General features: G+C 63.8%; 15 protein-coding genes. 11 read left to right on the forward strand and 4 right to left on the reverse strand.

Annotated elements, in window-relative coordinates; all coding sequences use genetic code 11:
• The first annotated feature begins 4 nt into the window (after nt 1–4).
• The 8 genes from ABZV44_RS01280 to ABZV44_RS01315 all read left to right on the forward strand — a co-directional run bounded on the left by ABZV44_RS01280 (nt 5) and on the right by ABZV44_RS01315 (nt 13,073).
• Nucleotides 5–514: a YbaB/EbfC family nucleoid-associated protein gene (locus ABZV44_RS01280; protein WP_354830447.1), complete on the forward strand. Its 510-nt coding sequence runs from the start codon at nt 5–7 to the stop codon at nt 512–514.
• A gap of 3 nt (nt 515–517) precedes the next feature.
• Nucleotides 518–9,382, forward strand: coding sequence for an ADP-ribosyltransferase (locus ABZV44_RS01285; protein WP_354830449.1), 8,865 nt, complete (start codon nt 518–520; stop codon nt 9,380–9,382).
• Between the two features lie 29 nt (nt 9,383–9,411).
• Complete coding sequence (locus ABZV44_RS01290; RefSeq protein WP_354830451.1) at nt 9,412–9,807, forward strand: hypothetical protein; 396 nt, start codon at nt 9,412–9,414, stop codon at nt 9,805–9,807.
• A gap of 20 nt (nt 9,808–9,827) precedes the next feature.
• Nucleotides 9,828–10,223 carry a hypothetical protein gene (locus tag ABZV44_RS01295; protein ID WP_354830453.1) on the forward strand — a complete coding sequence of 132 codons (396 nt, stop codon included), beginning with the start codon at nt 9,828–9,830 and terminating at the stop codon, nt 10,221–10,223.
• Nucleotides 10,224–10,411: 188 nt separating this feature from the next.
• Nucleotides 10,412–10,801: a hypothetical protein gene (locus ABZV44_RS01300; RefSeq protein ID WP_354830455.1), complete on the forward strand. Its 390-nt coding sequence runs from the start codon at nt 10,412–10,414 to the stop codon at nt 10,799–10,801.
• Between the two features lie 7 nt (nt 10,802–10,808).
• Nucleotides 10,809–11,840, forward strand: a complete 1,032-nt coding sequence (locus tag ABZV44_RS01305) for a hypothetical protein (RefSeq protein WP_354830457.1) — start codon at nt 10,809–10,811, stop codon at nt 11,838–11,840.
• 174 nt (nt 11,841–12,014) lie between these two features.
• Nucleotides 12,015–12,674, forward strand: a complete 660-nt coding sequence (locus tag ABZV44_RS01310) for a hypothetical protein (protein WP_354830459.1) — start codon at nt 12,015–12,017, stop codon at nt 12,672–12,674.
• 111 nt (nt 12,675–12,785) lie between these two features.
• Nucleotides 12,786–13,073, forward strand: a complete 288-nt coding sequence (locus tag ABZV44_RS01315) for a hypothetical protein (RefSeq protein WP_354830461.1) — start codon at nt 12,786–12,788, stop codon at nt 13,071–13,073.
• Between the two features lie 116 nt (nt 13,074–13,189).
• Here the strand turns inward: ABZV44_RS01315 and ABZV44_RS01320 are convergent, their stop codons facing one another.
• On the reverse strand, nt 13,190–13,549 hold the full coding sequence (locus tag ABZV44_RS01320) for a hypothetical protein (protein WP_354830462.1): 360 nt from the start codon (nt 13,547–13,549) through the stop codon (nt 13,190–13,192).
• 344 nt (nt 13,550–13,893) lie between these two features.
• Nucleotides 13,894–14,316 (reverse strand): hypothetical protein, encoded by a 423-nt coding sequence (locus ABZV44_RS01325; protein ID WP_354830464.1) that lies wholly within the window; start codon nt 14,314–14,316, stop codon nt 13,894–13,896.
• A 166-nt stretch (nt 14,317–14,482) separates the two neighbouring features.
• Between ABZV44_RS01325 and ABZV44_RS01330 the strand changes: the two genes are divergently transcribed.
• Nucleotides 14,483–15,802 carry a hypothetical protein gene (locus ABZV44_RS01330; protein ID WP_354830465.1) on the forward strand — a complete coding sequence of 440 codons (1,320 nt, stop codon included), beginning with the start codon at nt 14,483–14,485 and terminating at the stop codon, nt 15,800–15,802.
• A 134-nt stretch (nt 15,803–15,936) separates the two neighbouring features.
• Here ABZV44_RS01330 and ABZV44_RS01335 read toward each other — a convergent pair whose 3' ends face one another.
• Complete coding sequence (locus tag ABZV44_RS01335) at nt 15,937–16,494, reverse strand: hypothetical protein (protein WP_354830467.1); 558 nt, start codon at nt 16,492–16,494, stop codon at nt 15,937–15,939.
• 109 nt (nt 16,495–16,603) lie between these two features.
• On the opposite strand from ABZV44_RS01335, the gene ABZV44_RS01340 reads away from it, so the two are divergent.
• Both ABZV44_RS01340 and ABZV44_RS01345 read left to right on the forward strand, forming a co-directional pair.
• Nucleotides 16,604–16,918: a hypothetical protein gene (locus ABZV44_RS01340; protein ID WP_354830468.1), complete on the forward strand. Its 315-nt coding sequence runs from the start codon at nt 16,604–16,606 to the stop codon at nt 16,916–16,918.
• Nucleotides 16,919–16,927: 9 nt separating this feature from the next.
• Entirely contained in the window at nt 16,928–17,446 is a 519-nt protein-coding gene (locus tag ABZV44_RS01345) for a YbaB/EbfC family nucleoid-associated protein (RefSeq protein WP_354830469.1), read from the forward strand.
• A gap of 1 nt (nt 17,447) precedes the next feature.
• On the opposite strand, the gene ABZV44_RS01350 is transcribed toward ABZV44_RS01345, so the two are convergent.
• Complete coding sequence (locus tag ABZV44_RS01350) at nt 17,448–18,107, reverse strand: hypothetical protein (protein ID WP_354830471.1); 660 nt, start codon at nt 18,105–18,107, stop codon at nt 17,448–17,450.
• Nucleotides 18,108–18,220: the final 113 nt, after the last annotated feature.

An 18,220-nucleotide genomic window follows, 5' to 3' on the forward strand; every position in this document is an offset into this window, starting at 1 on the left:
AGGTATGGCAAACGAGGCGGAGAAGTCCCGACTGGCCGAGCTGCTCGAGATGGTGCAAGGCGGCTTCGCGTCGGTCGCACGGGCGCAAGAGGATCGCGCTCGGCTGACCGCGACCGCGCAAGCGGGCGGGCGGCGGGTGACCATCACCGTCAATGCCGACGGAGTGGTCATCAAGACCGAATTCAGTGACGACGTAGACGATCTCCCGTTCTCGGAGATCGCCGCGGCGGTGACGACCGCCACTCAAGAGGCCGCGGCCCAGGTACGCCAGAAATCTCAGGAGATCATGGCGGCCCTGCAGCGCGAGCAAGCGCACATCCCCGCTATGTCCGAGTTCTTCCCGGCCATGCCCGATATCCAGGCAATGATCCCGACGCCACCCGAGATCTCGACCGCGCCTCCCGGATCACCGGAACGCGACGCTCCGGACGGATCGGCACCAGAATTCACCGATGTCGAGGACTGGGAACACGACGCTCGAAATCGATCGAGCATCGCCGCTCCCGAGTGGTGATCAATGTCGTTATGGACCAAGGGCGGAGACCTCCTGCCGGGCTGGCTCATGCAGGCCCTCAACTTCGGAATGGCGTATCCCGAAGGTGATGAGGAGGCGCTGTTCGCGCTCGGCGACGCGTGGAACAAGGCGGCCAGCGAACTCGAAAAGCTCGAACCCGAGCTGAGATCGGTTACCGGCAAGGTTCCGCAGTACTACGAGGGCGATGGCGCGACCAAGATCTCCGAAGAATTCGCCACGCTGTTCGACGGCAAGGACTATTCGATCCAGAAACTGGTATCGAACCTGCATTCGTTGGGGCATGACACCCGTTCCACGGCGACCACGATCGAGTACACAAAGATTCAAGAAGAAGCCTTCGCGCTTCTCACGCTGTGGACCGTGGGATCCCTCATGGTCTCGCTGTGGGGCGAGGTGCTCGTCCCCGCGTACCTCGCCCTTGCCCGGGAGGGCCTGGCGGTCTTCGCGGAATCGATGATGAAACGCATTGCCGCGCTTGCCAGCCGGGCCGCCCTGGAGTCGATGGCGAAGCCGTTGTCGAAGGAAATCGTCGTCCCGCTGGCCAAGCGGATCGCCCCGACCGCCCTTCAGATCGGCAAGGGCGCCGTGATCGCCGGTGGCATGGGCGCGGGTCTCGATGCCGGTATCCAGGCGATCCAGTTGGGGATGGGGCACCGAGACGACGGATTCGACCTCAAGCAGACGTTCACGACCGGTATCGAATGGGGCGTAGGCGGTTTGGTCGGCGCACCCGCCCACACGCTGGCGGACGCAGCACTCAAACGAACGCTCCCCGGCCTGACCCCGCGGCTCGGTGGGTTCGTATCCGGCGGCATCGGCGGAGTTGCCGGGGCCTTCGGCATGTACGGGGCCGGCCTCGGAGTTCAGTACTACGACAAGGGAAACTGGCACGACGTCGACAAATCCCTGAGCCCACAGCTGCTGGCGGGTGGCCTCGCCATGGGCGGCCTGGGTGGCATGAAAGCAGCGGGCAAGGAACACGGCGGTGTTCCCAGCACCGGCGAACCCAGTGGCTCACTGGCGAAAGGCGTTCCAGCCGACGCCCCGACCAAGCTCACACCGGAAGCGAATCCGACGCACGACAGCCCGGCCGCGGCACACGACACGAGCGCCCGCGAGAACGGGCAGCAACCGGCGAAGGCCGATCTGGCCACGGGCACGGAAAACCGTGCCGCACCGGCGAATACGACTCCGCAGGCAACAGAGCAGCCGCGTTCTGGTCTGGTCGACCACAGCCGTCCAGCCGACACAGCCACCCGGACACCAGATAGCACCGGTCGGCCCGTCGATACCGGGTCCAAGTTGGCGGACAGCGGAACGCGCCCGGTCTCCCCGAGCGACCGTCCTGGCGAGTCCGTTGCCCCCAAGGACACCACCTCTGCACGTCCGACGGTAGACAGCCCTGCGAGAGCGGCCAATGTCGCCCCTGCCGAACAGAAGTCGAATTTTGTCGCGGGCACGCAGGACAAGCCCGCACCCACTCCGACAGCACGGACACCGGAGGTACGTGCCCCGGAATCGGCAGTGCGCGCCGAGCCCGCTGCACAGCCGACTGCAATACGCCCCACCGAGGTACATCCGACTCGGACGGAAGTCCCGCCAGACAACGGCACACCCACTCGCGCTGCCCCCACCGACAACGCGCCGAGCGCTGACCGCCCGGATCCGATCACCGGCCACTCCCCTAGCGACGGAAAACCCGGCACACAGCCACTGAATGGCGATCATCAAGTGCCGAAGGAAGAACCGGGCAATACCGGATCGGATCATGCGGCGCAGCACGACGAACCTGGGCCGGACGCACCGGCGCTCCTCGTCACCCCGATGCCACATCCGGCCGCCGAGCATCCGCTCGAGGTACGCAGTCGCATCGACAAGATCACCGGCGTCGAACGTGATCCGTCCGTTGCCAGGGCAAAGGCCGATTTCGAGGATTTCTACAAGGAACAGAACGCCGAAGCCGCCAAGCCCACTGGTGTCAGCCCGCGCGATGGCGGATCACCCACCCCCACAACGGCATACGAGGCACGCCGCTTCAGCTATGGACCCGACGAGAAGCTGACGACTCTCACCGTCAAGGTGCATCTCGAAGAAATCGGGAGCGTGCCGCCGGAACATCTGCGGGAGATCATCGGCCAGCTGCACAGCACATCCGACCGCGCCTTCAACACCGGTGAACGGTTGCTCAGCGGAGATCGTCTTCGCGTCGAACTCGAATTCGTCGATGACCCCGCCGCGGCACATCTGAAGGCCACTGTCGGCAACCCGCACGAGAACGCCGATCCGCATGTCTGGCATCGCGAGACCCCGTCGGATGTACTCGCTGAGCGACTGCGCGAACACCTCGGGTTGCGCAAGGACGACCGCGGACTGACCGATATCGACCTGCGCCACATCAGCAATGACATCGCGCACGCCAATACCGACAATCTGTTGACCGGACTGCCCGAGACTCGAACAATCGGGCCGAGGCGGCTGGGTGATCTGGAAGACCCGCAGTACCAGTGGGACGTAGAGGATGCGTTGCGCGACGGCGACCGATTCCTGGTCGGAGCCGACCCTCGAACCAATCCGTACGGCAAGTTGATCAATGACGGCGGCCCACACACCGATGTACGCCGATACAACTGTCTCGACCAGAGCCTCTCGGCGCTGTCGTCGTTCTATGGCGAGCCCCAAGTTGGTCTTCCGCGTTACGAAGACAAACTGCCCAGTGGCGAGTTCAATCCGGCGGGCGAACACCGTGGGATGAATCGAGCGATGTACTGGCTGGGGGACCACGAATTGTCGTGGCCTCTCAACAGCCCGACTCCTGTTATCGACCAATTCGCCTGGCTCCATGATCACATCAGTCAGCAGGGCGAAATGTCCGCCGCTCTGGTCGTCAACACGTGGCATGCGCGCGATGCCAACGGCAACCTCCTGTATGAACCCGATGGGACACCTACGCTCGACGGTTCTCACGCAACGGTGGTCGTCTACCCGCGTGGAGCATCGGGTCCGGTCTGGTGGGACCCCCAAATGGGAACCATGTCGGATAAACCTCCGCTGGACATGCAGCTAGATTCGGCTTCGCTGTCTTTCATCGCTATCGACCCGAACGGAGGCATCACAGGTGCAGGAGCTGCGCACTCGGGAGCAGGTGGCGGAGTATCTCCGGCAGGCTCGCATCTTCCCGCCGGACCGGGAGATCAACATCTACCAGACCGAGTTCGCATGGGTCTGCTGGAAGCCGATGACTCCGGCGGAACAGGCCGAAGCGAGGCAGAGTCCGGGAACGGGGGGATGCTGCATAGTGGACGCCCGGACGGGAGTGGTGACGGGCTACGGCAGCGCGAGGCCACCGATCACTTGGGGCAGGATGTACGACCAGTCGATTCGGACGGGCGAACCGATGCCCGCGGGCGGACAGATCTACCCGCACCGGTGGAAGCTGAACATCCAACGGACGCGGGAGGATCAGACCGAGATCGAATACCGGGTGACCGCGGAGTCTCTGACCGAACCCCCGGCGCCGACCACGGAACTCCAGCTGATCGTGAACAAGGAAACCCTCCACGCTCGGACGAACGTGGAGGGGATGCCGGAACCAGCAAGCCAGGCGATGGGTTGGGTGGTCGCCAACCGGAAGAACGGGATCTGGCCCGCACACCTGATCCACAAGTACTAGACGAATCCGAGCGCGGGGCTGACCTCCTCCGTGAAGACGGCAGATCTGAGTTGCATGATCGCGCAGGCGATCACGTCGAGTCGCGGGAACGTCCGTCTCCCCACGAACCGGAGCTCGAGACTCATGAATCGTCGGCCAAGAACCAGAAGGAGACCGAGCAGCAGTCGACCGGTCTGACAACCGAGGTCGAAGAACGCAGCGCTTCTCACAATTCGGCCGAGCCTATTCAGCCTGCGAAAGAGACACGCGGCCAACCGGACACCCCGTCGGCCCGGAGGCCTGAAATGGCGACGGTAACCAAGCAATCCCGACAGGCAACGAGCGTCGCCAAAGACCAGCCTGGCGAACATGTGGCCAGCGCTCCCAAAAACCACGGTGTCGCGAAGGATCCTGACCAAGCTTCACCGGCGGTCAGCAGGTCGGATCCTGAAGCGCACCAGCCGGATACCGCTTCACACGGCGAAGACAGCCGGGAAATGGCGTCGCACTACAAGTCCAACTCCCGGATGGACGGTGGGCTGATCACCTTCGACGAGCTTTCGCCGAAGGCCAAGCACCTGGTGAATTCGCTCGCCGAAGCCGAATACATTCCGCTTCGACCCGGCGAAGTGAATGTCGGGCATCTCACCGAGCTGCAACAGTTCTCGGGCGTCGAACACGCCATCGTCCAGAATGCGAAGGGCGACTTGCGCCTCTTCCGCGGCGAGCAGAGCCGAAGCAGAATTCCCGACGATCTACGCGGTGAGTACCGGTTCGTGCTGCACACACATCCTGAGGATCGACTTCCCGGACCACCGAGCGAAGAAGAGCTCAGGCTCCGCAGAACCACCACGAACAGCATGCGGCAGGACCTCCAGTCCAAGTTCACACCGCATATCGAGGCAGTGGTGAGCCGCGACGGGCAAGTCCGGTTCTTCACGAACAAGGGCCTTCTCGATGTTCCGCCCGGCGAGTATCCGGCCGGCGGTCCCTTCAACGATCGTGGATTCGTCGTCCCGGTCGACGGCCTGGAGGCCCAGCCTGCTGTGGAAGGCTCCGCGCCGCGGAACTTCTCTCCTGATCAAGCACCCGCTACCGACGCGCCGCGCCAGGAGACGCCGTCCAAGCCCGGGCACACCGAAGACATTCGAGCCATGAGTCTCGACGATGCTCCGAGTCCAGGACCGTACTCCGTCGAGGCAACTCCTGACATCACGTCGCACCCCACAAGGCTGACACCAGAGCTCAGCAGCAACTTCGAAGAGCTTCGCAACAGCGCGAAGAAAGTCGTCGAGGCATTCGGTGATCCGGCCCGAGCCGACGAGCTGCCGCAGTTGCGCCAGGAAATGGCCACCCGCTTCGATGAACTCGGCCTGCGCAATCCCGAGACCGAACCCAACGCATGGCGGCTGTTCCGCGAACACGACTCCAAACTGGCCGACTACCTTGCGACCTACGGCCATGACCTGTTACCTCCAGCAGAGGAAGCGCCTGCGCGATCCCACACAGAACCGAGGACCACGGCCGAGCACGATGCTCCCGGCGAGGTGTTGTCCTCCGATCCGCATGTAGTCGCCGCAGAGCCGTCACAGGATGAGAGTTTCCGCCGGTTCGAGAACAATGACGGCGGCAGGGAGTACGGCGAAACCGAATTCGGCCCGATCCGAGATGCGTTGCCGCACGACGAGCTAGAGAGTCTGCGCAGCTACTCATGGAATTCGGCTATCAATGATCTGCTCCGGATGGAGAATCCACAGCACGAGCTGGACAAGCAGGCGAATGCCTTGCAACAGCGCAATGCGGTGAAAGAGATCTTCGGTGGGCACTACGCACCGAACGCCAACAAGCTCGAGGCGCACGTCAATCGTCCGGATCTTTCCGAAGCGCAGCGTGCGGCAATCGAACGGAATCGGGAACTCCTCGACGAGATCCTCAACGACCCCTACCGGCAGGGTGTGCTGGAAAGCATCTGGGAGGATGCCAAGCACTACGAGAAGATGCAGCGGCAGCTGGGCGGCGAGCCGACGGTCGAATCGCTCCGGGATTACGTCGCGACGCTCGACCGTGCGACCTCTCAGCCGCTGCCGGAAAACCTTGTCGCCGTACGCGGCATCAAGTCCGTCGAATTCATGCGCGGCCCGGATGGTGAGTTGCTCGGGAGCCGAGATCCGATGCAGCTCGCAGGCACGGTCCAAACCGACGAGGGCTATTTGTCGACCACGCTCGGCGCGACACCGCCAGGATCTCCACGCTACGTCCTGGAAATCGAGATTCCGGAAGGAACACCCGCCGTCTGGCTGGGCCGAGAAAGTTCGTACCCTTATGAGGGCGAGCTCCTGGTCGGGCGGCGAACACCGTATGTCATCACCGATGTCATAGCCGAACCTACTGGACCGAATGCCGCAGGCGCCGACTATCTGATTAAAGCGAAACTGCTGCCGAATGATCGTGAGCTTGGCCGCGCCTGGGGTGATGCGGTTGAGCCGCACGAACACTCGCCGCTGAAACCCGAGCCCGGGGAGCATGCCAACGAGGGTGTAGCTCGGCACGAACTCGATTCAGACCGACCCGCGACACTGACCCAGCATCTGAAGAATCGCTTCGAGGAGCTCGGGGGTCACATCAGCGACATCGTCGCGGCCCACAACGATCTCGCACGCACAGCCGAATTGCCTGGGCTACGTGTGAAACTCGGCGACGTCGTCGACAAGCTCGGACTACGCGACCAGCAGAACTGGGAAACGCCGTGGAGGTTGTTCGGCGAGCACGACGCTGCACTCGCGAATTATCTTCAGCAGAACCATGAGCATCTGCTGCCGAGTGTGGAAGACCTCGCTGCGGTTCGTAGCAAATCCAGCCCGGAAGCTGTTGGCCACGAAACCAGCGAACAGCAGCACACCGAAGAGCACGCCGAAAACCAGACCTCCAGACCGCACGATGAACAGTCCAAAGAAACACCGCTCGCCGATGATCCGGATACCCTGGCAGACAACGCGATTCCCGATGTGGACCGTACTGCGACGGAACTCACCCATGATGAGCAATCCGCGATACATCGGTATACCGATCCGGATGCCGACATATTCAGCGATCTGAATCACCGCCTGCGCAACGAGCTCGAACTCGACTCGGCGCAGCAGAAGCTCGCTGCCGATATCGCATCGGGACTGGAGAAACTGCCAGCGTACGACGGCACCGTTTGGCGCGGAATGCATCTCACCTCCGAGCAGCTCGCCCGCTACGTTCCCGGCGCGAAGGTAACCGAGCCCGCCTTCACCAGCACCTCTCGAGATTCTCGCCGAATCTTCACCAGCAACGTCGAATTCATCATCCACTCGGAGTCGGGTCGCGATATCAGCGCCCTCTCCGCACGGCCGGGCGAGCAGGAAGTGCTGTTCAAGCCTGGCACCACATTCGAGGTGCGCGGTGTGGAAGAGGACCCGAACTCGGGCTTGTTCGGCAAGACACGCGTGTTCCTCTACGAGTCCAGTGAACATGCACCTCTGCGTGAGATACCAGCTGATCACACTGGGCGCGAGGACCTTTCAGGCGATCGCACCGAACACCTCGCCACCGAGACCGAAGCCGGTGTGTCCTTCCATCCCGACGATGCGGCGCTGTCCGACCTTGCCGGTCTGATCCCCGAGGACCCCAACCACTTCACCGCCGATGTCCACATCGACAAGGACGGCAACGCTCACATCAACGGAAAGGTCTACACCCCCGAAGAATTCGGCGACCTCCTCCGCGAATCAGGTTGGGACGGCAAGAAGCCTATCCGACTGATCGGCTGCGACGCCGGTACCAACGGCTTCGCAGCACGCCTCGCCACACACCTCGACGTAGACGTCCTGGCACCCACCAAACCCGCCTGGTCCGACACCCAAGGCCGCCTCTACACCAGTACCGCGGAAACCCACCCGGACGGCACCCGCCGCCCCCGCATCCCACCCGACGGCGAATGGGAAACGCATCACCCCGACGGCACCAAAACCCGTGCGACAGAAGATGGATTCGCTCCGGGAACACATGAGGAACACAAGAGCGACCTCGATCCCGTCGGCGCGCGCGATCGACACATCGACGACCGCGCGCAAGAGGTTCGCGACGAAGCGCGGCTCCGCACACATAGCCGCGACGCACTGGTCTCGGGCAGTCCGGCGCGAGAACTCAACCGCGCCGACGTCGAGCGCATCGAGCGCATCGAGGAGCTCCGCGACGACCTGAACCGGGCCGGCGTCGACCAGACGGCCACCAAGGCGAAGCTGCGTACCGAGTTGGAGAACGCGGGTGTGCTGCGGGCGGGCAAAGACGTCCTGCGCAACGACGGACCGGCCATGCAACGCCGGGCGTTGATGACCGAGGCGGGCCTCGACGTCAATGCGGTGGCCGACGATATCGGCCTACGACGCCCTCCGCCTGCGCGCACCGACAACGACGGACTGCCGCTGCGCGGTGAGCATGCCGACCCGGCCGCGGTGCCGCGTCGCGACATCACCTTCGCGGAGGTTGACGCGATCGTGCCCGACAAGCTGATCCACGCACTGGAGAAGTTCGGCGTGAGTAGGAAAGTCGCTGTCGAGTACATCGTCGACAACCACAACGACCGCAGCCGTCAGCGCTACCTGCCCGACCTCGAGGGTCTGGCCCGCCAGTACGGCATTCCACACGGCGACGTACTCGTCATCGACCTGTACACGACCAAGCTCTACTACGAGGAACTCAACCGCCGGCTGCGCACCGATACGGACGTTGACTCCGTCGCCGAACTGCAACAAGCTGTCAATGACTCCTTGAGCAAGCTTCCTCCGGCCGTAGTGTCCGAGGTCTACCGATCGCTGTCCGTCAAACCCTGGGACCTACCCGACTTCCTCGCGACGTATACCGATGGAGCGGTTATCAAGTGGAAGGCGTTCAGCTCGGTGGCCGATGAGGTCGGCGGGACCTGGTGGGAGCAGCCGGGGGAGAACGTTCTGTTCAAGATCCGGGGTGGTGTGGCTTACGACATCTCCGACTTCGCCGACGGGCTGCACTACAAGGTCCCGCCCAATGACGGCAAGGAGCTGCTGCTGCCGGCCGGTAAGGTGGTGCGGGTCGTGAGCGTGACCCCGCATGTGTTGCCCGACGGAACGACGGGCCACGTCATCGAGCTCGAGGTACTCGGGTCAGCCGGGCCGACTACCCCCACGGTTCCCTAACGGGTGATCAGAAGCAGGAGGAGACGTTCATGACGTCGGAAGAAGTGGTGCCCGCTCCGCTACGGGACATCTTCGTCGCGGCCCTGAAACCGGGGACGACCCACATCACCGCGCTCCCGGATCCACTGCCACTGGGGACCCGGATAGAGCTGTCCGCGCCAGCCGGATCTTCTCGTGAGCGGATTGTCGTCCGCGCTGAGCACGACGAGACCGGCTACTACCTCGACTTCTATCAGGAGAGCAACGACGGGGAAACCTTCTCGCACGGCCGGGTCCGTGAAGACGGCTCGGTCACGCGACTGGAGAACTATCAAATGACGCGATACTTCGCTGATCCCGAAGAGGACCGGCAGGAAGAGGAGCGGGTCGCCGCCCACAACAAGAAGGTCTCGGAGATCTTGCGGGCGAAGGGTTTCTATTTCTAAGTCAGAGGAACCACGCAGTCATGACCGTGGAAGAAGCTGTGCCGGGTCCAGTGCGGGATATCTTCGTCGCGGCCCTGACGCAGGTGACGACCCACATCGCCGCACTCCCGGATCCTCTACCGCTAGGGATCAGGATAGGGCTGCTCGCACCGGACGGGTCTCCCCGCCAGCGGATTGTCGTCCGCGCCGAGCACGACGAGACCGGCTACTTCCTGGATTACTTCCAGACAGCCAACGACGGGGAAACCTCCTCACACGGCCGGGTCCGAGAGGACGGGTCGACCACGCTCCTCGAGAACTACGAGCGGCGGCGAATCTACGAAGATCCTGAACAGACCCGACCGGATAGGGAGCGCGTCGCCGCCCACAACAAGCGGGTCTCGGAGATCCTGCGGGCGAAGCAATTATTCATATAGGCCATAGGAACTACACGGCCATTGTCATTGCCGCCCTGCCAGGCCCGATTCCGCATTGAACAAGACGTCGCGAACCCTGCTCGAATCCGTCGGGGCGGTCCGGCGATCTGGCGTCCAGGAGCACGTGGGTGGTGCTCTTGACTAGGATCGGCGAAGTCAGAGTTGGGGGAGCAGGAAGGTTTCGGGTGGTGAGCGAGGGAACCGATCAACTTCGCATGGCGCGGGTTTATGACGGGCGGGACGATAGCGGGCGGCCGATGGCAGTGCGAGAAGTACTGCCTGACCAGGTGCGGGACCAGCTGATCACCTATTTGGAAAGTGCGCCGGTCGTGCTCGCCGCGCGCAGCTTCGACGAGGACGAGTTCATTCCGGGCGATCGTGATGTGCCGCTGAACTTTCGGACCGATGGGGCGTGGATCTGGTCGGGGTCGGTGCCGCATTATCTGCGCAAGCATGGGTTGCCGCCGGAGCCGGAATTGGTGCAGCACATCGTTGATCGTGGGTACCAACTCGGGGAGATCGACGAGGCCACGAAAGAGATCGCGGTACGCATCATTACCGGCAGATGGGAGGGGTAGCACTGCCATGCAGACACCACCTTGGTTGAACCCCGCAGATCCGGAGAAGCAGCGGGAAGTCGACGAACAAACCGCGGCGCGAATGGGAATCACTGTCGAGCGGTTACATGAGATAGACCGGCAGACCGCGGCAGATCAGCGTGCCCGCGATGCGCTCAGCCGCGCCGAGCGCATCGTCGATGACAATCCCAAGTTCAACAAGGGATTTGGACCGGTGACACCGGAGAACACCATCGCGCCGGGCGAAGTACGGGACCACGCCGCGCGTCAGGCGAAGTATGAGTTCTGGACCCGTTTGCGGGTCGACTATGTGCCTGTGACACGAGGCGAAGAGCTGGTCGGCTACCTCTACGGCTCACGGGGCGGGAACTCGGCGGGATTCCTGCCGTGTGTGGCGGCGCACGGCAATCGAAACAAGGCAGCCTCCTACTGGCAGAACCGGCTCACCGAAACCTGCACCATGGGGCTCTCTCCTGAGGAAGCCGTCCGATATTTCATCGGCAGGCCTTCCGACGCGGAATACGGTGAGGTGGCGGCGGATACGGAAGTGGCGGTGGCTGACACCATCCAGGATCTGGCGCTCCAACTGAACCCCGGTGTACCGCTGGGAAAGGGGCCTTGGATTCAAGACGGTACCTCGCCTACCGGTTCCCCAGATGATCGATCGAACGGCTGGGGTCCATTGGTCTCGGCACCCCCGAAACCCCCCTTTCCGGTCGAGACCACCTCTCCTCTCGTCTTTTACGCCGTTACCAGGGAAAATACGGTCCTCGGATATCTGTGGTCGGCGACCACGGAAAACGCAGCCGACTACCTCCCCCGTACGGCCGCCGGCGCTGACGGAATCGCCGCCGGCGGCTTGTGGAAGCTTCGCCTACGAGACGCTTTTGGTGCGGGCACCTCGTCACAGGAGGCATTGCGGCAGTGCCGGAACGCCGCCCCATACGTCTACGACCGCTTCGGCATCATCGGACCCGACGCAATCGAACAGTCGGCACCGGACCTCGCTGCTCTTCGCCACCTCGCCGAGCAGGAGTGAGCCAAAGTACCTGGTCGGGTCGCCACGGCGGCAATAGGTAGGGAAGGATAGAGTGCGTGGAGTCTGGGCGGAGTCTCCGAGGACCGGTCAGTGGTCGACGTGGGTGATGGGGAGAGGCGACGAGTGTTCCACGGTAGCAACGTATGTCACTTTTGCGGTCGATACGTTCTCGAGGTGGAGGGCTGGGCCGAATCGGTGCAGCCGTATCACCTGATCCTGGCACCGTGGGACGATGAGGCGAATTTCTTCGAATGGCCGTTTCATCTCGAGTGTGTGCGTGGATTCGACAGGCGCGAGGAGTTCCGGAAGTCGATTACCGACTGGATCACCACTGTCGAGGACACCATCACCGTGCTCGATGAAGACGGGCAGAGCCACGAGATTCGTCGTACTGGACTGGGTTTCACCAACCTCGTCGCCCAGCTGCCCACCGGCGATGTATACGAGAATCCACGGTTCAACGAGTGGGTGTTCATCGAGCACGCCGGGCCGTACCACTTCTTCGATCTGAAAGCCGCCGAGGCGCTCAGCCAGGGTGAAAAGGTGCGAGGCAGCAATGGGGAGGGGACAGCGGTCCTGCCAGAGGATCCTGGGGCGGAGGTCTCGAAATGGAGTCTGTTGCAACTTCTCGACTTCCTGAAGGTACGCGATCTCTACCAGCAACCGTTGGATGAACTCGAGCCCGAATACCGGTACTGGGGTGGCGGTCACGGTATGGCCGGATTCGTTCTGAACTACTCCCTGTCGATAATCCGGCCGATCACCGGGGCCGTAGCGGAGTTCTTCGGCCAATACCTGCCTTCCTACGTCAGAAAGCGGCCCGAGGATGCCTGACCGTAGGCATGCCACACGAAGGTTCGCTGATGCTCCGGCAATCGCCGTCCTACTTCCGATTCCGTAGCGGGACCATCCGCCTGGAAGAGCCGGTGGCGGAAGGAGGCGGATATGCGACGTGGACGTCCGAGCAAGGAACAGCTGCAGCAGACATTCGAGCAGGTGCTCGCGAGCGCGTCGGAAGGACGACTCGTTCGGACCGAGACCGGACTCGACCGACCTACCCGAGACGCGCTCAATGCGATTGCCCGCGCGCATCCGAACGCGAGCGAGGAACTTGTCGAGGAGTCACGCAGCGCCTTCGCCGGACAGCTCGACGGCAGCAATGCGGCGCGATGGAGGGAAGAGTCCGACCGGAAGATCAGGGAGCGGGCCGCCCAGTTGAAACGCTCGCAGTAGCTGTTGCCCTTTGCACTTGTCGGCCAACGCCTTCGCCGGATAGCAGCCACACAGCGCGCCGACCGGCGGAGCAGGACCGGAACCTCGGCGAATGCGCATCTCGATCCGGCCTGACCCTAGCTCATGGTGAAGACCCAGGAGCCGTTGCAGTCGGAGGCTGGGGCCCAGTCAGATTCGTAGCGCCAGGAGCCCTGGGCGTAGCTGGGTGAGTAGCTGATGTTCCAGCCGCCGGTGACTGTTGAGATCGGGTTGCCGTCGTAGGTCAGGTAGCTCAGTTGGTAAGGGTCGATGTCGAAGTCGATGTCGCCGACGATGCTGCTGTGGACGGTGATGGTGGCGGTAGAAGATGTTTGGTTGTCGACGTACAGGCACGCGCCCGGGTACAGGTCGGCGTGGGCGGGGGCGGCCATAGCGGTCGCCGCGGTGGCGGTGGCGGCGCACATGAGTGCGATCTTGACAGCAGACGCCGGTCTCATGATGTTCGCTTTCGTCAATAGTGTTGTGCCGGAACGGGAATTCCGACACACACAGTTGATCGCCAGGAGCTTTTCAGCACCTTAACGACACCTTGTAATCGTCAGCGTCGCAACACTTTCCACGCCCGGCGACGCGTAGTCGATCTCAGTACCGTGTACGGCAGTGTCCGGTCAGCGCCGTTACGATGTCGAGCGCCGCAAGACCGCAGGTGCATCCTTCGGCTGCGTAGCGGCCCGGGTACTCCTGAGACGAGGTGGGGGAACACTCCGACGACATCAAGATCAGGGAGCTCTCAGCGTGGTGATTCGGACGAATTGCCACGGTGAGAGCTCCCTGATCTTGGTTAGGTGAAGCCTAGGGTGATCCAGCCGTGGGCCTCGCCGATCTTGGCCCAGAGGATGAGGAGTACGACCGCGTAGGCGAGGACGCTGCCCATACCGGTCCAAACGAGCGCCCTGCCTATCAGGTTCTTTTCGTCGATTTCAGGGTTGCCCTTCAACAGAGTCAGCAGGGGGATGTGGTAGCCGCTGTTGTCGCCGCCATCGGGGACGGTGAAGGCGGCTACAAGGAGGAGGATGTCGGCCAGTCGTATGAGCGGGTGTTGGTCGGGGGTGGACAGTGAGGCCGCGAAAAGCAGTGGGGCGCAGACGATGAAGACGGGGAGGCCCAGGGTCCAGAGGGTGAGCATGATCAGCCAGCCGGGGGCCAGGAGGCGGATCACGACCAGGGCGAAGACCAGGGGCCATTGCCACGAAACGATTGTCAATTGAGCGGCCCCCTCACGTTCGGATGCAATGACCCTGCCGGGGGTGGGGCTGGGGCCGCAACTCGCTGTGGGGTGAGGTTGTCGATAGCGTGGGGGCCGGATCGCCTGGGATGAGGTGCTTTTCGGGCGATGGATGTGAATCAGGTGATGGGAGGGACGCGAATCTATGACCTACAGGCAGAATGACGGCGTCGTCAGTGTGTCGGCACAGCGAGGTGCCGTCGGTTGGCGAATCGCGGGGGCGCTACTGCTGGCGGTCGGGGTATTGATGGCCGCGGCTTCTGTTTTGGAGTTGGGACATAGGTGGATTCACGGAAACGGCTGGCAGTTGTTCGCGTGGAAACTGGTCGACTACTTCAATGCGCATGCTCAATCGCGATCGGAATTCCTCGTCGTCGGGGCGGCATTCGAAGTTGCGGCCGCGCTGGCCACGCTGAGCGGAGTGCTGCTCATCGCGGGTCTAGGGGTTCGACGGCCGGGAGTGCGGTGGTTCGGGACCTTCGCGGCCGGGAGCGTGATCGCCGTCGCGCTGGCGATTTCGACGAGTGTGGCGTCGTATGACGGGGTCAGTTACGGGTTCGGTTTCTGGCTGCTGGTGCTGGCGTTCTTCGGAGCGATTGCCGCCATTGCGGCGGCGATTCGCGAAACGGCGAACGGGTCGCCGAACGGGGCCGGTGGTGTCGCCGATCGGGTCTCGGCGACGTTCCTCGTGCTGGCTGCACTGCTGACCTTCAGTTCCGAGGCGCTGACCCTGAAGTCGGCCATTGATCAGGGATATCCCCTCCATGTCAATGCCGCAATTGCACTTCCGGTGATCACCGGGGTCGTAGGCTGCGTTATCGCCGGGCTGCTGTTCATGGGCCGGGGCGTCACCAGCCCAGTGATTCGGATGCTCGGTTCCAGCACGGCTGGAATCGTGTTTGGAATCGCCCTGACACATGCGCTTTTCAAGAAGTCCGGGACGGGCTTTCTCAGTGCCCTCGACGCCACCCCGATCGGCTACTTCATCATGCTGCTGGCGGTAATCGTGTCGATCGCCGCGACCATCGCCAGCCTGGTGGCGCATCTGGCCGCACCTCGGCTACAAGCGCCAGGCTTCCCGGGGTACGCGCCGGGATTCATGCCGCCGCCGGTCGCGATGCCGGTTAGTGCTCCGAATCCGTTCGCACCGGCCATGCCTACGCCGAATCCGTTCGCGCCCGCCTCGCCGGCGCCCAATCCGTTCGCGCCCGCGCCCAATGTTGAAGCGACCGTGAAGCTTCCGCCGCAGCCGCCTCGGATGGCGAAGGTGTATGACGGGAAGGATGGTGAGGGGCGGCCGGTGGTGGAGCGGCCTGTGTTGGAGGGGAATGTGCGGACTGCGGTGCTTGCCTATTTGGAGTCGGCGCCGGTTGTGTTGGCGGCTCGGAGTTTTGAGCAGGATGAGTTTGTGCCGGCGGATCGGGATGTGCCGTTGAATTTCCGGACCGATGGGACTTGGGTTTGAGCGGGGGCCCGTGTCGCATTACCTGCATAAGCATGGGTTGCCGCCGGAGGCGGAGCTGGTGCGGCACATTGCGAACCGGGGGTATCGGGTGGGGGAGGTGGATGAGGCTGCGAAAGATGCGGCGGTGCGGGTTATTACCGGGGGGTGAGGGCGGCGGTGTAGGTGTCGCGGAGGGCTTCTAGGCGGGGGCGGGTGAAGCGGCCGGGTTCGGTGTTGTAGGTGGCTCGGCCTTTGTCGGAGACGAAGGCGGAGGCGGGGATTCGGTCGGCGGTGGGTGGGAGGAATTTGAGGGTTTCCTCCACTGCGGCCAGGGCCGTGGCGAGGGTGTGGCGGGCGGCTCGCGCGGCGCGGTCGTCCAGGCCCTCGAAAGTCGCCGGGACCTGGCGGATGCAGACGTCGGAGTACCAGAGCCAGACGCCGGGGTCGAGGAGTTCGGAGGGGTTGTCCAGGCCGAAGCGGACCGAATCGGCGGGGGGCGGGAGGATGTCGGCGGGGAGGCGGAATTCGTAGGTGCGGGTGGTGCCGCAGCGAGGGCAGTCGCCGGTGTAGCGGCTGGCCAGGTCGCCGTCGTCGGTGGTGATGACCGCGCTGCGGTATTGGCAGCGGGTTTCGCCGCAGGTGGGGCAGGGTTGAAGGGTGAGGTAGAGGCGGGCCTCGGCGTTGGTCCGGGCCAGCGGGAGGGTGTCGGGCATGGGGGCTCCTTCGGCCGGGGTGGGCGGTTCGGGATTGATCTTGCCAGGCGCGGGGCGACGCGTCTCGTTCATGTTGTGTTCACTGATCGGTTGTGGGACAGTCGATCTTATGGCCGGGAGAGTGCAGGTAAATCCGGAATCGGTGCGCGACGCCGCGGGGTTCGCCGCGGATATTCAGGCCCGCTTGCAGTCGATGGCAGACAATGCGCGGGCGGCCGTCTCGCCGGGGGCCGCCGGGTGGGGCGATGACGATTTCGGGGGCAAGTTCGCCGACGGCGCGAAGGGGTTCTCCACCAGTAGCGAGAACATGGCCAGCGGGACCGAGAAGCTGGCCGAGTCGTTCAAGAATCTGCACAGCGGGCTGACCGATTCCGCCGACAAGCTCGACCAGATGGAACACGGCAACCGCAGCACTTTTGCGTAGGCGGGCGAAATGGTCAGGGAGAACGGCGAACTCGCGAAGGCCGACATCCTCGAGGGGTTCACGGCGCAGATGCGGGAGATCGCGGAGGCCTCGCGCCAGCGGACCAAGTTGATCGCCAGCGCCTCGGCGGCGGGCGGGCGCGTACAGGTCACGGTGAACGCCGACGGGGTCGTGATCGCCACGCGGTTCTCCTCCGACATTGACGAACTGAGCTATGAGGAGATCGCCAAGGCGGTGACGACGGCCGCGCAGAACGCCGCGACCGATGTCGCGCGGCAGGGGCGAGAACTGTTGCAGCCGTTGCGGGACAAGCGGGCGCGGATGCCCAAGCTGTCGGAACTGATCGAGGGCATGCCGGATATCGAATCCCAAGCGCCGACCGTCGAACCCGCCTCACTCGCTCCCCCGCGCTCGCGGGAACGGCTGTCCCAGCTCCACGAGCCCGGACCCGACTTCAGCAATGCGGTGGGCTACGAAGCGTGGACCGAGGACCAAGACAAGCGGGGAGCCACCGACTCCGGCTGGTGAATTACTCCGAGGGCCCGCGCAATTCGGGGTAGTAGGTGCGCTGGAAGGGTGACAGTTCGGAGGGGGCCAATTGGCCCGCGCCTCGGCAGATAGGGCAGTAGCGGGAGCCGTTGCATTCGGGGCAGAGGCGGCCGCTGGACAGTCGGCCCCGGCCGTCGCATTCGGGGCAGGCACCCAGGCCGTCGCACTCGTAGCAGAGGACGTAGCCGGGGGTCAGGGTTTCGGGTGTACGCGCCGGCTCGGGGCGGGGGTAGTCGCCCGCGGCGCGCAGGGCCAGGGCGGGGGTTCGGCCGCTGAACATCACCGATGAACTCTGGTCGCTCACACGGACTTCGATGGTGCTGCCGTCGCGGTGACCGGTGACCAGCACAGCGCGGTTCTCCACCTCCTGCGCGCTGACCTCCCAGCCCGCGGCAGCGAGCAGGGCGCCGGCGCGCTGGACGATATCGGCGGGTGGGACCTGTGCCGGTCGCTGCCCGCGGATCAGCCCCGAATAGTGGTAGCGCGGCGGTTCGGCCCAGTCGACGACGGTGGGATCGTCGAGAAACAGCAGGCTCAGGTCGGTGCCGGGGGTCAGGTCGGTAATGAGTTCGACCAGTTGCGCCCGCAGGGCCGCGCCCAGCCGGTCCAGTTCCTCGCGTGCACTCGAGATGTCGCCCATGCGGCCTCCTTCCAGCCGGACCCTATCACCGCAGGGAGTATGCGGGCCGGTCACCGGTGACTCATTCGGCGTTCGTGTTGAGTTCACCTGCTTGGCTGTGGCACAGTCGGTCT

Origin of the sequence: Nocardia sp. NPDC004860 (genome assembly GCF_040609015.1) — a bacterium.
Lineage (GTDB): Bacteria > Actinomycetota > Actinomycetes > Mycobacteriales > Mycobacteriaceae > Nocardia.